Consider the following 15,561-nt stretch of genomic DNA (forward strand, 5'->3'; position numbering starts at 1 on the left):
TTATCGATTGCTGATTTTGAGATTTAGTGATTTTGTGATTTTCTTTTTGCAGTCTCATAATTGATCTTAAGCCTCATTATTCTAAACCTCAAAATCCCGCAATCGAAAAATCTCAAAATATTCCGAGGAACCCTTGTTTCATCTTAAGGCTTACATTTAAACCAATTAAACAGTTGGTTTCGCTGCTTTTTATTTGCTGTACGTTCAGTTGTCTTATCTTTTTATCATTTTTTATAGAGCTGAGCTTATTACAGAACTGGGTGAAGGTGACCTCGGTCCCGTTCAGGCTTACCGGTATGTTCAGGTTATTACAGAAATAAGGCGCGAAGCTTTCTGCATTCAGATAATTGTTCACCACCCCGCGCAGTTTGGTTTCCAACTCCTGTTTGCCGATGGTTACGCCCTGGGGTTTTGGCGGCTCCACTATAGCAGGCTGTGGATGGTTCTGCTCTTCGAGCGGTGGTGTTTGTGGTTTTGCCGGCACTACGATAAACGCGGGTTGCTGACGGGCCGGGCGGGTATTTGAACGGGAAGGTGCAATGGTTTTATCGTTCACATATACTTTGCAAACACCCAGTTGTTTGGGATCGTTGTTCAATACCAGTGAAATGGTCTTTAAGCCGGGTGTTTTGTAGGTGTAGCTGGCGGTAGAGGATGTAGCATCAATAACAGCCGTTTCGCCAAAACGCCATTCCCAGCTATGCGCTCCGGCGGTGGTGTCCTGAAACGTGACAGCCTTGCCTACCTCGGCTACCTGGGGGCAAACAAACCTTGGCATCAGCAGCGGGTTCTCTATTTTGGGCGCCCTGGTTATATAAATGGTTTTATATTCGGTGCAGTTGCCATTCACCATTAATGACACCGTATATTCTCCCGGCAGGTTATAGGCATGTACAACGGTGCTGATATTGGTCTGGCTGCTTTCATTATCGCCAAAGTCCCATTCAAACTCTTTTGCATACAGCGCATCGGTTTCAAAGTGAATGGGTTCATCGGTGCGAAAGAAATTCGCCTTTGCCTTTATATGGAAATCGAAACAATGTTCGTAGTTCTTGTATTTAAAGCCGGTGATCACCAAACCCAGCAGGGCTGTAATGATCATGGCGAGAATGACCTTTTCGTCGAGATAAGCCGGCTGTATTTTTTTATTTTCCATAATTTTACTTTTGCATTCGCGTTAAGATGGCTGTTAAGGCAACCTGAAATAAATTGAGTGCGTTATTGCAAACCGTATTTCTGATAGCTATGAAACGATCTTTTTTTTTAACATACCGTTCTTTTAGTGCTGTTTCGGTGTTTACCGGCAGCTTTTGTTTATTAATTTCCCTGGCTTCCTGCTCCGGTTCCCGCAAAACTGCCAACCAGTACCAGACCATGGTGGTGAAGCCGGTTGATCCTAATGCGACAGTGGCCAATACCAGTGCCGAAAGACGCACTATTACCAAATATGCGGCTTACCTGAAAATTGATCCGGATAGCCTTACGAACGTTACGCTCTACACTTTCATTGACAAGTGGATGAAAACACCGTACAAATACGGCGGCATTGATGAAAATGGGATCGACTGCTCGGGTTTTATTCAACGCCTGCTTAATGATGTGTACAATATTCAGGTTCCCCGCACTTCGGCGCAACAGTTCTTTACAAAAAATGTGGAGCCTTTTCATGATAACAGTTATTTTTCTGAAGGTGACCTTGTTTTCTTCTGTACGGTTCCCGGTAATCCTATTTCACATGTTGGCATGTATTTGCGTAACCGGTATTTTATCAACGCTTCTACTTCCAGTGGCGTTAGCCTCGCCAGCCTCGATGATCCTTACTGGAAAAAACGGTTTGTTGCTGCGGGCCGCGTGAAGATCAGCAAGCCAATGTCAACGGGTAGTAAACAAAGTCAATCAACAAAACCTGCCCGACAATAGCGAGCTCTTCTTACTCCCCCTTTAGGGGGCTGGGGGGATTAAAATCCGGCGGCATTGCTCGCTCTTCTTAACAGGTCAATATCCCGGCGGGCCTGGTCCAGATCACGCTGCGTTTGCTCGTATTTTCCTTTATAATCTTCCAGTTGCTTTGGCAGGTCGCCCATGCTCACCACTTTGTTGGTAGCATCCTGGTAGCGCAGGTACAGGTCGAGCACATTCTTGTTCATGCGACTGTACATGCTGCTGTCTTTGTATTGCAGATCGGTAAGCTCGCGCAATTTGGCCGCTATCTGCTGGTTCAGGTACATGCTGTTTACGCCCGGTTGTTTCAGGGAGTCTATCAGCACTTTGGCCTGGTCCATACTGCTTACAAATTTTTCCTGGGCAACACTCTGGTTGCGGTAGCGCGTTACCTGTTCGCGCAATACATCGTTCTCTTTAAAAGGAATGCGCATGTCGAAATAGATGGCCCCTACAATGAGCCAGACGGAGATAATGAAAAAGAACAAAAACTTTAAAAATGCACGATTCCGTTCCTTGTGGTTTAATACGCTGGGCATTTTTTATTAGTTTATTGATAATGGTTCTGAAAATTAATCTGCGAGAAAACTTCTTCTTTTTTTTACCGGCGCTGTTTCGGTTTGCGGTACCAGCACCTGTTCTTTTACAAAAATGCCGGTCTCTTTTTTCTTACCAATGTATTCAAGGCGCGACAGGCTGCTGAACAGGGCTGAAATGATCTGGGTGAATCGCAATACTTTTTCAAGCGCATCATTTATATCGAGGTGATTGTACTGGTAACTGCAAAGCGTGGTGATGGCTGTTTCCAGTTCGCCCTGGCTTACGCCGCACCATTCGGTGCAATAGCTGATCAGTTCGTCTTTGCTGGTGCCGGTATAAAAATCAAGGGTGTTCTTGATGAGCCGGGCCATACCAGTTACCGCCGTGATCATAAATACCGGTGGCTGATAGATGTATGATAATCTGAAATTAGTGAACTCCGTTGCCGTGAACAGGCTCAGGTTCTCACATATTTTGTGAATGGCATTAGCCAGTTCATTATCCTGTTTTTTCTGCAATATCTTTTGAATGATCTGCAGGGCATACAGTTCCATTTGGCCGAAGAATTGTTCCAGCCCGGCATGCACTTCCAGCAATTCATAATGGCTGTTTACGGCCGTGCAGGGCGGAATGTAATTGTCGACCAGGCGAACCACCTGATCTTCCACAACCACCTTCCCTACCGGTACCTGGAATTCTCCCAACGAAATGGCGCTGGTTTCCTGGGCAGATAATAAAGTGAGGTGATATGCCGGCATGGTAAAAGGCATGCGGGGTGGTGTTTCTTTGGGATCGGCAATACCAAATGGTACGCGTTCATATGGATCGATGCTCAGGATCACATAATAAAAAGCAGAACGGTCTTTCAGCTCGCTGAATGGTACCTGCAACCCCGGAATGGCGGCCGATAGTTGCTGGCCGGTAAGTGAAGTGTCAGTATCAAATTCCATCACATAACCGCCGCGCGATATAGCCCGGCAGCGTTGTATACGCAGGTGCACGGATTGCTCATTGTCGAGCGATAAAAATAATTTGGCCGAAGTATGGTGCCGGTCGAACACCGGAAGCAGGCCATAATTGTGCTCATTCAAAAAACTGCTTACGGTGTGCGCCTGCCGGTAAGTGAACGCATTGTCCTGCGCAATAAAATGCGTTTTGTTGATCTTCATCCCATCTACCCAGTTTACCGGTAAGTATTCACGTGTTGACTGCATGCTTAAATAAGTTTAGTTAGTTCAAAATCCTCAATTTTCTATAATGCGGCTGCATACAATGACATCATTTTCCCTGATGCGGTTCAGGTAAATGGTTTTGTCTGCATCCATGTAAGTGGTCAAAATGGTATACCATCTGGGCTTTTTGTAAAACATCCAGCCATGTGGTTTGCCGGTACCATTTGAAAACAGGATCTGGCCCTGCGGATGGCGTTCATTGTAATCGTTTATGAAATAATAGAACAGCTCGCCCAACTCCATATCTACCGGCGCTTTGGCCCTGAAATTGGTGAAATAGGTTTCCTGCCCGTTCTTCTGAAATTCAAAACTGATGAGCAGCATATTTTTCAGTTTGCTTTCTTCGGGGTCTTCCATGGGCTCATGCACCGGATAATACCATTGGTTCAATACCTTGTGTGGGATGGCCAGTGCCGATAGAAATGTATGCCATACAAACAACGGGATAATAAAGAAAAGCGTCGAGAACATCATGGAGATCTCCAATCCTTCCCGGTTTACCCAGCGGTATGCGAGCATAAAACAAATAGCGCCGGCTAATAGTATTATCAGGGTAAATATCAGGTTGGGCCAGAATACCTGTTTCTCTTTGCCCCAATCCATTTTCCGTTGCATCATATAAATATGCAATCCGCCATACAGCAGGAACAAAACCTGGAAGAAAATGAAATACCTGTTGTAGTTTGAAAAGATACCAATTGCAATGAATAAACCGGTCAATGCAAATACGGCAACGGAAATCAACAGATACCAGATAGCTTTTTTGCTGAATGGTTTAAAGCTGTTACGAATTTTCTGGGCAACCAGCCCCATGATCGCCGAAAAGCTGATCAGGCTAATTCCCAGGTAAAGTAACAGTCTGTTAAGTTCGGGTGTAAGCATAAGGTGATAATTTGCTAATCCCGCAGAGCGGGACAGGTTGTGCTAAAATTCTATAGGAAAACAGTTTACTTATTTTTATTACTTGCTATATAACCGCGTAACCCAGTATGGGGCTTTCGTCGGCATCGAGCTCAACCAATGACTTTGTACGGTCTACTTCCACATTTATAATGATATCTGCTTCTGCCGGTGCGAAATAATTATTGAACACCTGTAATAGCAGGTCATTGTCGCCACCCACACAATAATCAGCGGGTTTGGAATTTTGCAATGGCCCTATGGTATATTCCAGACAGGGATAATCTTCTGTAAATGTTTGTCCGCATACCATATCATTACCCAATTCGCCCATGCCCAGGCCGCCGGCATTGCCAGGCGCTATAAGATCACCGGGTGCAACCAATGCAATGGTTACTTTTTCCTGTAACAAAATTTCAAGGCAGGTTTGCATAAGACCGGGATCACCGGCAATGGCATGTGCATAGGGTAAGATCAATACCAGCAACATGGCCGAAGTGCGGTTCAGCGCTTCCGGAAATTCCCAGAAGGAAAAAAAGTAATCATTCAGTAAGCCGCTGTCCATACCCGCCAGTAAATTTTCTTCTTCCTGTTCCAACAATACCCGCTGCCTGAAAAAACTATTTTCTATTGGTTGAAAGAACTTTCTGGCTTCCAGCTCTTTTTTTCGATCGACCCGGCTTTGTGCGGCCATATCGGCGGCGGTGTTGCTCAATCGGGCACCATTAACCGGTTGGTGAAACAATCCTTCGGGCACCAGGTCGTATAGGCCGGAGCGTGATAACCGTAACTGTAATAACTGGTGCAGGCGCGAGTCATCGATTTTGTCAATAGCGTACAGATCGGGGCGGTATTCCCGGTAAAAACGGCCATCATTCAGCACTACAAAATCATCAGCAAGCACATGGTGACGTAATGCCTGGTTGGCCAGCGCTTCTGCTTTTATATCGTACAGATTGGCCGATAGTTCCTGAAAGAATTTCTCTATGGTGTCGTGTCGCGTCATAATGGTGGATCTGTTTAACCCTCCTGTTCAATAAATACCCTGAACGGTGTTAGTGCTGCCGATTTATCGGCCAGTTTCAGTACCAGGCTTTCTTTCCAGTACTGGAGCTGGTTTTTTTCCTGGGCGTCCATATAATCTTTCCGGTTCAGGGTAATGGTAACGTCAATGGTACGGGTAAAGCCCTGTGATAACTCGCGGGGCACCATCACGCCTTTTTTAACTGTTACCTGTTGTGCGATTTTGCCCAGTTGCAGCCGGCAGAAATTTTTAATGTCTTCCATACTGATCAACCTGTCGCGAGAAAGCAGGGCCGATTTGTAGGCGGTAATGCTTTCAGCAGCGCTTAACCGGTTGCGGCCGCCTATGCTTGTAGTTACCAGGGCAGCGCCCCCTTCAAACATGGCTTCTGAATGATAGGTTTGCAGGGCGGTGCCGGCTTTTATATCGTTACCCTCATCGCCGTTGGTGCTCCAGTAGGTTACGGTAATGTTATTCAGGTCGGCATTCTTTTCCTTCCGCAATATCAGGAACGGCGTATACTCCCGCTTTAATTCCTGCTCTATCATTTGCTGTTCCAGCTTGTAAATGATCTGTTGCAATTGCTCCAGCTCGCTGCTCAGGAAACTTCTGCCCAAAACGGAAAAAGCAGCGCCTTCATCGCTTAACAGTTGTATAATATTCTCAATGACCATGGAGGCATCGCGTTCATCGAACCGGCCTATTCCTCCCTGCCGAAGGATCACCGTTAGTTTCTCATGTACATTTTTTTCAATTGCGCGGATGTTATAGATCCTGCCATCGTTGTCTGAGATCTCATGCAGATCAAAAAAGATCTCATTTGAATACAGGGGTACTATATTCAGGATGTCGCGCATGTGGTACAACTGCTCATGTAAAAAACCGTTCATAACCGGGAAGCAATTGGCATGGCATATAACATCCTGCAATACTGCGCCTGAAATATTTTCCGGAAATTGAATTTTTATCCAGTGTACATTTTCTGCCCGAAGGGCGTGCAATTCTTCCTTATCAAATACCTGTAACAACTCAGCGGGCCACCCGGGATTTTCATCCAGCGCCTTGTTTTCGGGATGGCGGGCGGTGATAAATTTCGGTTTGTAATAAGCGTTCACAAACTCCCTGTACTTCCAGGATGCCGTATTTTTTTTGATGATGAGCTGTTCAATATCCAGGTGCTCGCCACTGATATTTTCAATGTTGTAACCCGGCGAAACCTGTAATTCCCTGCCACCATAAAACCAGCGCGTTTGTGGCAGGTTCTTATAAAATAATTCCTTATTCACTTCATTCCTGATCTCAAAGAAATACTGCGTATTATGCAGGTCAATTTGATTGCCTGTAAGGCCGATCCACAACACCCGTTGCTCCAGCTCTTTTCCCGGTTGGCAGTGGGTGATCACTTCTTTTGAGATCATTTCGCGGTAACGGAACAATTGATGCCCCGTGGCCAGGTAAGTAACAGCCGCCCTGGTTGCCTGAAAATTTCCGGTAATGGCAAAATGCACATCTCTGAATCCCCTGCCGGTTGATTCATACGATACCGTTTTTTTCTGCGAGCAATAGAACTGGTCTTCAATATATAGTTGGGCAGTTCTTTCTATTGGCCGGGCATGCATAATTGCATGGGCCGGTAATGGCCCGCATAGTACTTCGGGTGAAAGCATTTGCACCATGCGTTCGAGTAAGCGGGCGCGTGACGCATGTATTTCATTGGAGATCTTTTCGAGTTCCAGCGCGCAGGCCGAGAACAGCACGTTCACCAGGGGATCGAAAGATGATTCTGTTTCATCTTCAGGATAGCCCCACAGCCTTGCAGCCGTTTTCATCATCCGGTTCTTTATTTGCTCCCGATTTTCCATGTAATAAAATATAATGTTGCTGATTATAATATATAATCACGCTACTAAAAAATCAGCACCTGTAAGTTTTGTTTAACTATATGATAACGGGCTCACGAAAAAACTGTCGCGGAAAGTAATGTCTTCGCTGGTAGCCGTGAGTCGGCCGGTTATGTTAATGTCAAGGCGTTTTTTAACGCGCCTTTCGGCTGAGAGGGCGCCTGTTTCTTCCTGTTTTACCAATACATCAACTTTTACCCCATCCAGTCTTTTTTCGTGTTTACGGATGGCCTGCAGCAGGGATTGTTTCATCCATTCCTGTTGCCGTATGCGGGTAGTAACATTATCAAAATCATGCTCCCAGATGGAATTGCCGAAATCGGGAGAACTTTGCATTTCTCCAAATGCAGTGGTGATGATCAGGTGCAGGTGATGGCCAACCGATTGTTTTAAATTACAACCAGGATGCTCTTTCTTTTGCATCAGCAAGCCGGGATCCAATGGTAATGTATAATACTTATGCCGCATGATCTTGAATAATTAATGTATCGGGTAACACGAGTCAACGAAACGCAACCAGTGAAGCGTGTCAAAAGGGGAATGTCTTGATCATGCTCTCAGTGCAGCAAAACGAAATTAGTACAAAAAAATATCCAATGTGTATATTTTTATTACCAATTTACGTGCCGTTTGAATAAACGGATGTTCAAATTAAAATAAAATTTTCGAAATTGGTTTAAAATTTGTTGCCAATCAGGGATTCACGTTATACACTTAATCACTGTTAACAAAAAGATTACATATTACCCAATTACCATTATCATAACCTATCTCTATGGATTATAAATATATAGTCGTTGGTATCGACGGCACCGGCTCCCGTGAGTGGATGGCTGCTGACGGCAGCAACAGCAACACCTTCAGATTTATTCGCGATGTACATTATGGCTCCATGGAAATTGACCGCCGCTGGTACCATGGCCCTTCCAATACAGTTACCGGCAGCGACACGGAACCCATTTTACAGGAAGCGCTTGATTTTATATATCAACGCATTGGCTCCCTGTTCCCCACCATTCGCACCCAGTCAATAAAGCCGCTTGAAATGTTCGATGTGAACAGTTGCATGCAAAATCAGGAGCGTTCCAGACAAAATATGATGGAACAGCGGGGGTATCAGCAGGCTGCGCGTGTACCGGTTCAGGTAACCAGTAATATGCTGGCGAACCAACCGCTGACGACCGATGACGTGCGGGTGGTATTGATTGGTCATAGCCGTGGTGGTTTGGCCGTTACGGCACTGGCCAGAATGTTAAGTCCGCTCGTGCGGGTTTATTTTATGGGATTGTACGATTCGGTTGACCGCCAGGGATGCCTCGATGGCATGAATGTAGAGAATGTGAAATATGTAGCGCATGCGCGCCGCCATCCCGATGTAAAGTCACGTACCTATTTTGGTAATACCTCGCTTAAATATATAGGTGTTGATCATGCGGAAGAGCAATTCTTTTATACCTCGCATGGTGGCATCGGCGGTTCTTTTATCATCAACCGTAAGGAAGTTTCAACATTTGGCGACTCCTCGTGCCTGCCCACCATAACCACACAAACACCGGAAGGCGAAACCATTGAACTGATCAACAATCCGGCGCTGGTTAAAAAACTGGGTAAGCAAATGGACCAGGTTTGTACTGATGGCAGCCATGAAGCTGACCAGTTTATCAGAACACAGGCAAAGAAGTACGGGATTCCGATTGCATAGGTTATTGAAGCGGTATTCACCCTTGACCATTCGCAAACCGGCCTACCAGCATTTTTCAAACCGGACTAACAGGTAATTGCCGGCTACAGCTATATTTGTTGCAAACCAACCAATATGATCCCTGTTAGCGATCTTTTACTTTTTGCACTGGCCGCTTTCGGACTGGTTATCAGTCCGGGCCCTAATATGATCTATCTTCTCTCCCGGTCTATTACCCAGGGACGCAAGGCCGGACTGATATCACTGGCTGGTGTGGTTTGCGGATTCCTGTTTCATATTTTGATGGTGTCGTTCAGTTTAACAGCTGTGCTGTTCACTATACCTTATGCCTATACTATTTTGAAAACAGCCGGTGTTATTTATTTATTGTACCTGGCCTGGCAGGCGATAAAACCGGGCAGTAAAAATGTATTTGAAGCCCGCACCGATCTGAAAGTTGATACACCCGGTAAATTATTTCGCATGGGCTTTTTTACCAATGTGCTCAATCCAAAAGTGGCCGTGTTCTATTTGTCCTTCTTTCCCCAATTCATAAAACCCGCATACGGATCAGTGTTCAGGCAAAGTTTAACGCTGGGCATTGTACAGATCATGGTAAGCTTTACTGTTAATTTCATTATTGTGCTGGTGGCAGCCCGGGTAGCGCGCTGGTTTTCGGCCAATCCCAAATGGGTGCGCGTTCAAAAATGGTTTATGGCAAGTGTGCTTACCGGTTTGGCAGCCAGGATGGCGTTCGATAAGGCGAAGTAAGTTTTTTAGTTCTTAGTTCGCAGTTGAAAGTTGTTTATTTTCAAAGCTCATAATTAATTGCCGTACTAATCAATTATTCAAAAAAATAAATAACTATAAACTTTGAACCTAAGTGTTAAATTCAATCTAAAGTACACGCGCAGCCTATAGCTTCATGCAATAAGAATGTATTTTAAGGGTCAACACCCCAGCTGCATGAACCGAACGCTACTGCTAACCACCCTTATCGCTTTTTCTTTTTCCTTCGCCCGGGGGCAATCACATAAAGTTTATGGTAAAATAACCAATACAAGGTTGGAACCGCTGGCCTTTGCCTCGGTGCAGGTAAAACAATGGAAGCATGGCACGGTCACAAAGGAGAACGGCACCTATGAGCTGGAGCTGGAACCAGGTAAATACGACCTGGTGATCAGTATGGTGGGGTATAGATCGCAGGTGATCACCATCGTTATTGAGCGCACCAATTATGTGCAGAATATCATACTGGAACCCGACGACAGCAAAGGACTTTCTGAAGTAGTGGTAAAGGGAAAAGTGCGCGACCGTTCAGACGAAATTATCAGGAATGTGATCCGCCGGAAAGATTCCATTCAATCTGCCGCCGGCCCTTATTCCTGCACGGTATATATTAAAGCAGTTCAGGAAGATTCCCTGAAAATAAAAGCGAAGAAAAAAAAGATCCTGCCCGATACGTTGAAGGCAACTGCGCAGGCCATAATTGCTGAGAACACGGAGCTCGACAGAATGGCGATGGCTGAAATTGTATTGCAACTCGATAAAGCGCCCCAGGGTAGTAAGGAAGAACGGCTGGGAGTAACCAAACGAGGCAATACAGATGGATTGTTCTTTTTATCAACTACACAGGGCGATTTTAATTTCTACAATAACCTGGTGAAAACACCGGCTATTGCCGAAATCCCTTTCCTCTCCCCTGTTAGTTACAGCGGACTGCTTGCTTACCGGTTCCGTATAATAAGGACCGAACACCAGGGCAATCGCAAACTGTATGTGATCGGTGTAAAGCCCCGGCAAATTAGCAATGCGACTGTAGAAGGAGAAATTACCATTGCCGATAGTTTGTGGGTGATACTGCACACCCGTTTTAAACTGCCAACTTATCACCTGCCCGAATATGATTTCTTTGAAGTAGAACAAACCTATGATCTTATCGCCGATACAGCCTGGATGATCACCCGGCAACAATTCACCTATTATTCAAAAAGCAATAAAGCCAAAAAATCGGGCGTTACCATTGCCACGTATAAGAACTTTGAATTGCATAAACAATTCGATAAAAAACATTTTGGCGTTGAAATAAGCGCCACTGCGCAGGAAGCTTATGAAAAGGACAGCAGCTTCTGGAACCAGAACCGAACGGAACCATTAACCCAAAAGGAAGTGCGGTTCATTCAATATAAAGACAGTATTTACCGCGCCCGGCATACAAAGGTCTACCTCGATTCAATCGACCGCGTTATCAATAGAATAACCTGGAAGAAATGGTTCTGGAGCGGACAGGAATTCAATGACCATGAAAAAGAAACGCATTGGTCGCTACCGCCCCTGCCTGGCCTTTACCAGCCATTTAATTTTGGCGGAACCCGTATTATGGCCTGGGCTGCCTGGCAAAAAACCTTTCCTTCGCGCAAGTGGCTTTGGATAAATCCCAACATTAGTTACGGCATTCGCAATCATGATGTCAATGGCAGTATCTCAGTGCGGCATTTATATAACCCGTTCAACAGGGGGATTGTGCGCGTATCGGCAGGCCGGGAATTTCAATTGATCTTTCAGGGCGATGCCTGGATCAACCAGATCAAACGCAGCAGCGTGTACCTCGATAATGCTATTGGCATTGGGCATGAGCTCGAACTGGTGAATGGCTTATTCCTGTATACCGATCTTGATGTTTCCTTTCGCCGGTCGGTAAGTGATTATAAAACCAATCCGCAGGTAGATAGCCTGTTCGGCAATGTTCTCGAAAACAACCAGGCCATTGCTTTTGAACCATACAATGCCTCGTATGGAAAGATCCGCCTCGCTTACACGCCGCGGCAAAAGTATATCAGGGAGCCCAGGGAAAAGATCATCCTCGGTTCTGTTTGGCCTACCTTTTATGTTTCGTTGCGGAAAGGCATACCCGGTTTGTTTAACAGCCAGGTTAATTTTGATTATTTAGAATTTGGAATAGAACAGGAATTGAAGCTGGGTTTGGCCGGCATATCGACCTATAGTGTGCGCAGCGGCAGTTTTTTCAATACAAAAGAGTTGCGCCTCATTGATTATAAATTCCAGCGCCGGGGCGATCCCATCCTGTTCATGAACCCGAATGAAGCTTTTCAGTCGTTGGATTCAACTTTCCCGGTATTCAAACGGTTCTACCAGGCGCATTTTGTGCATGAATTCAATGGCGCACTGATCAATAAGATACCGCTTCTTAAAAAATTACAATTGCGCGAAGTGGCCGGTGGCGGTTTTCTGATAGCGCCCGAACGGTCGCTTCGATATGTAGAGACCTTTGCAGGCATTGAACGGGTGTTTAAATGGCCGTTTAACCCATTAAGTAAATTTAAACTGGGTGTTTATGTAGTGGGTTCCGCCGCCAACCGGTTCAATAACCCCGTTCAGTTCAAAGTGGGCATTACTACCTGGGACAGAAAGTCGAATAAGTGGAGATAGCTGCTATAGTATTACATTTGCCGGGTAAAAACATTCGTGTTATGCCTGCAACAAAAGAGATCAATCCGGTACCCAAATTAAATAATGATACCGGTTTCGGAACCACCGGTGTTATCAATGGCGCCAGATTTATAAACAAGGATGGAACGTATAACCTGCATAAAAAGGGCTGGCCTTTCTGGGACCGGTTCAGTATTTTTTATACCATGATCACCTTGCCATTATGGCAATTCATTACAATAATTGTTTCTTTCTTTTTCAGTATTAATCTTGTTTATACCGGCATATACTATTGGATCGGCGCCGAACAGTTCACCGGTTTTTTAAACAATACGCCCGGCGGTATATTCAAGGAATTGTATTTTTTCAGTACTGAAACCTTTACAACCGTTGGGTATGGCCGGGTAAACCCTGTTGGGGATGCCGCCAACCTGGTGGCTGCCGTGGAGGCCATGAGCGGCTTTTTGTCGTTCGCCCTGGCAACCGGTCTTATTTACGGACGTTTTGCCCGGCCGCGTGCGCACCTGGCTTTCAGCGATCATGCCATTATAGCGCCATTCCGTGATAAAACGGGATTGATGTTCCGTTTTGCCTGCTATAAACAAAACCATGCACTTACCGATGTTACCGTACAGGTGAACCTGGCATTGCTCATCACCGAGAATGGTGTGGCAAAATACCGGTATTATAATTTACCATTGGAGCGCAGCAAAATTGAAAGTATGCCTATGAACTGGACGGTGGTGCATCCAATTGATGATGAAAGCCCGTTGCGGGGGCTTTCGCAGGAAGACCTGGAAGGCACAGATATGGAGATCTATGTGCTGGTAAAAGGGTTTAATGATGTATATGGCAACACTGTACTTCAAAGAACTTCCTACACGTACCAGGAAATTCATTTTAACCGCAAATTTATTCAAATGTATCATGAAACTGCCGAGGGCACAGTGATGGAGTTGCATAAATTGAGCACACATGAAGCGGTGGTAGGTCGCTGAGCTCAAAATGAAGGTGTATTCGGAAATATACGAATGAAGTAGGAAGTATGAAGTAAGAGGTACGAAATTCGCGATCTTCGTACTTCTTACCTCTTACTTCATGAATTTCATAGGGGTTAACCATAGCTTAATAGTTTTATATTATATTGGCAGATTTATTGCTTATCAGCAGGGAACCCAACTAACCCTACAGACAATGATAAACCAGGAAGCATTATCGCTGGCAAAGAAATTATGGAACTATCATCAGTTGCACCATACGCTGGAAAAATCAGACTGCATTCTTGTTTTGGGTAGCATGGATACCCGCACAGCCGATCGCGGGGCCGATATTTATATGCAGGGGTATGCTCCTATTATTATTTTTTCGGGAGGACTGGGCAAATTGACCAAAGATATGTGGGCGGGAACCGAAGCCGAGTTGTTTGCTACTATTGCCCTCGATAAAGGCGTTCCGCGCGAAGCCATCTTTATTGAGAATAAAAGCACCAATACGGGCGAGAATATTTTGTTTACCCAACAATTGCTGCAGGAGAAAAATTTGAACCTCAACAGTTTTATCGTGGTACAAAAGCCCTATATGGAACGCCGCAGTTATGCCACTTTTAAAAAACACTGGCCCAATAAAAAGTTGCTTGTTACCTCTCCCCTGCTTTCGTTTGAAGAATACCCCACTAATGATATACCGGTTGAGAAGCTGATCAACATGATGGTAGGCGATCTGCAACGGATAAAATTATATCCCGAAAAAGGCTTCCAGGTTTACCAGGAAATACCCGCGGAGGTGTGGAACGCGTATGAGGAGTTGGTTGCTATGGGGTTCAATAAACAACTTGTGAGTTGAAATGGTTGATTGTTGAAGTAGGATATTAATTTCTGATTTAGAGATTTAGAGATTTTGCGATTTCCTTTAATTTGAAGTTTTTGAAAAATCTCAAAATCCCGAATTCTCAAAATTACTTCTGCAATCTATTACCACCATTGCTCTATTCAAACACTACCGTCTTATTCTTATAAACAAACACTCTGTCCTCAAACACCAGGTGCAGCGCTTTAGCCAGCACCGCTGTTTCTATTTCCTTACCCGATTTCATCATATCATTTGCCGTATGGGAATGCGTTACCGGAATGATCTGTTGCGCAATGATGGGCCCTTCATCGAGCTCATTGGTAACAAAATGGGCGGTGGCCCCTATCAGTTTCACCCCGCGTTCAAAAGCCTGCCGGTATGGGTTAGCGCCCACAAAGGCCGGTAAAAAGGAATGATGAATATTGATGATGCTGCCGGTATATTTCGCTACAAAAGCCGGTGAAAGTATGCGCATGAATTTCGCCAGCACAATATAGTCGGGGGAATATTTATCAATAAGCCCGGTCAATTGTTCCTCGAATGCTTCCTTGTCTTTTTGTTCATGCGATACCAGGTAAAATGGAATATCGAACCGCTGGCAAATGTTCTGTAAGGTATCGTGATTGCCAATGACGCACAGCACCCGGGCGCCCAGTGTTTTGAAATAATGACGAATAAGAATATCGGCCAGGCAATGGTATTCCTTTGTTACCAGCACCACCACTTTTTTCTCAGGCAAAGGATTCACTTTTATCACCGCATCAGCCGGCAATATCTGCTGCAACTTTAACTCAAGCGATTGGGGATCGGCATCCTGCTCAAGATGGATCCTGATAAAAAAACGGTTCTCAATTTTATCAACGTGCTCGCGCAACGAAACAATGTTCAACTGTTCCTTCGACAATACGCCGGTAATGCCGGCCACTAATCCAACCTGGTCTTTACACTGAATAACAACGATCATACGTAAACAATATGAAAGCAAGATAAATCATTTCCGCATTTTTGAAAAAGACAAAAGGTGGGTCTTCCGTCCCGATAGCT

Annotated in this window: 14 protein-coding genes; 6 read left to right on the forward strand and 8 right to left on the reverse strand. The window is 45.0% G+C overall.

From position 1 onward, the window contains the following. Positions 1 to 112 precede the first annotated feature (112 nt). A complete protein-coding gene (locus A3860_RS34955; RefSeq protein ID WP_081155240.1) occupies positions 113 to 1,156 on the reverse strand; it encodes a PKD domain-containing protein in 1,044 nt (347 codons plus the stop codon). 89 nt (positions 1,157 to 1,245) lie between these two features. On the opposite strand from A3860_RS34955, the gene A3860_RS34960 reads away from it, so the two are divergent. Further along, the gene (locus tag A3860_RS34960) at positions 1,246 to 1,920 is read left to right on the forward strand and encodes a C40 family peptidase (RefSeq protein ID WP_081155241.1); all 675 of its coding nucleotides are present in this window, start codon (positions 1,246 to 1,248) and stop codon (positions 1,918 to 1,920) included. 38 nt (positions 1,921 to 1,958) lie between these two features. On the opposite strand, the gene tssO is transcribed toward A3860_RS34960, so the two are convergent. The 6 genes from tssO to A3860_RS34990 form a co-directional block, all read right to left on the reverse strand. Further along, complete coding sequence (tssO, locus tag A3860_RS34965) at positions 1,959 to 2,480, reverse strand: type VI secretion system TssO (RefSeq protein ID WP_081155242.1); 522 nt, start codon at positions 2,478 to 2,480, stop codon at positions 1,959 to 1,961. A gap of 33 nt (positions 2,481 to 2,513) precedes the next feature. Then, positions 2,514 to 3,695 (reverse strand): hypothetical protein, encoded by a 1,182-nt coding sequence (locus A3860_RS34970; RefSeq protein ID WP_081155243.1) that lies wholly within the window; start codon positions 3,693 to 3,695, stop codon positions 2,514 to 2,516. 30 nt (positions 3,696 to 3,725) lie between these two features. Then, on the reverse strand, positions 3,726 to 4,595 hold the full coding sequence (locus A3860_RS34975; RefSeq protein ID WP_081155244.1) for a TssN family type VI secretion system protein: 870 nt from the start codon (positions 4,593 to 4,595) through the stop codon (positions 3,726 to 3,728). Positions 4,596 to 4,680: 85 nt separating this feature from the next. Next, positions 4,681 to 5,619, reverse strand: coding sequence for a hypothetical protein (locus A3860_RS34980; protein WP_081155245.1), 939 nt, complete (start codon positions 5,617 to 5,619; stop codon positions 4,681 to 4,683). Between the two features lie 14 nt (positions 5,620 to 5,633). Next, positions 5,634 to 7,499, reverse strand: a complete 1,866-nt coding sequence (locus tag A3860_RS34985; protein ID WP_081155246.1) for a type VI secretion system baseplate subunit TssF — start codon at positions 7,497 to 7,499, stop codon at positions 5,634 to 5,636. A 72-nt stretch (positions 7,500 to 7,571) separates the two neighbouring features. Next, complete coding sequence (locus A3860_RS34990) at positions 7,572 to 8,006, reverse strand: GPW/gp25 family protein (protein WP_081155247.1); 435 nt, start codon at positions 8,004 to 8,006, stop codon at positions 7,572 to 7,574. Positions 8,007 to 8,313: 307 nt separating this feature from the next. Between A3860_RS34990 and A3860_RS34995 the strand changes: the two genes are divergently transcribed. From A3860_RS34995 to A3860_RS35015, 5 genes are all read left to right on the forward strand, one after another. Further along, positions 8,314 to 9,240, forward strand: a complete 927-nt coding sequence (locus A3860_RS34995) for an alpha/beta fold hydrolase (RefSeq protein WP_081155248.1) — start codon at positions 8,314 to 8,316, stop codon at positions 9,238 to 9,240. Between the two features lie 114 nt (positions 9,241 to 9,354). Next, positions 9,355 to 9,990: a LysE family translocator gene (locus A3860_RS35000; protein ID WP_081155249.1), complete on the forward strand. Its 636-nt coding sequence runs from the start codon at positions 9,355 to 9,357 to the stop codon at positions 9,988 to 9,990. 195 nt (positions 9,991 to 10,185) lie between these two features. Next, entirely contained in the window at positions 10,186 to 12,669 is a 2,484-nt protein-coding gene (locus A3860_RS35005) for a DUF5686 and carboxypeptidase regulatory-like domain-containing protein (RefSeq protein WP_081155250.1), read from the forward strand. Positions 12,670 to 12,710: 41 nt separating this feature from the next. Further along, entirely contained in the window at positions 12,711 to 13,667 is a 957-nt protein-coding gene (locus tag A3860_RS35010) for an ion channel (protein ID WP_081155251.1), read from the forward strand. Between the two features lie 196 nt (positions 13,668 to 13,863). After that, a complete protein-coding gene (locus A3860_RS35015; RefSeq protein ID WP_081155252.1) occupies positions 13,864 to 14,511 on the forward strand; it encodes a YdcF family protein in 648 nt (215 codons plus the stop codon). 142 nt (positions 14,512 to 14,653) lie between these two features. Here A3860_RS35015 and purU read toward each other — a convergent pair whose 3' ends face one another. Further along, positions 14,654 to 15,481: a formyltetrahydrofolate deformylase gene (purU, locus tag A3860_RS35020; protein WP_081155253.1), complete on the reverse strand. Its 828-nt coding sequence runs from the start codon at positions 15,479 to 15,481 to the stop codon at positions 14,654 to 14,656. Positions 15,482 to 15,561: the final 80 nt, after the last annotated feature.

It is taken from the genome of Niastella vici (assembly GCF_002077945.1).
GTDB lineage: Bacteria > Bacteroidota > Bacteroidia > Chitinophagales > Chitinophagaceae > Niastella > Niastella vici.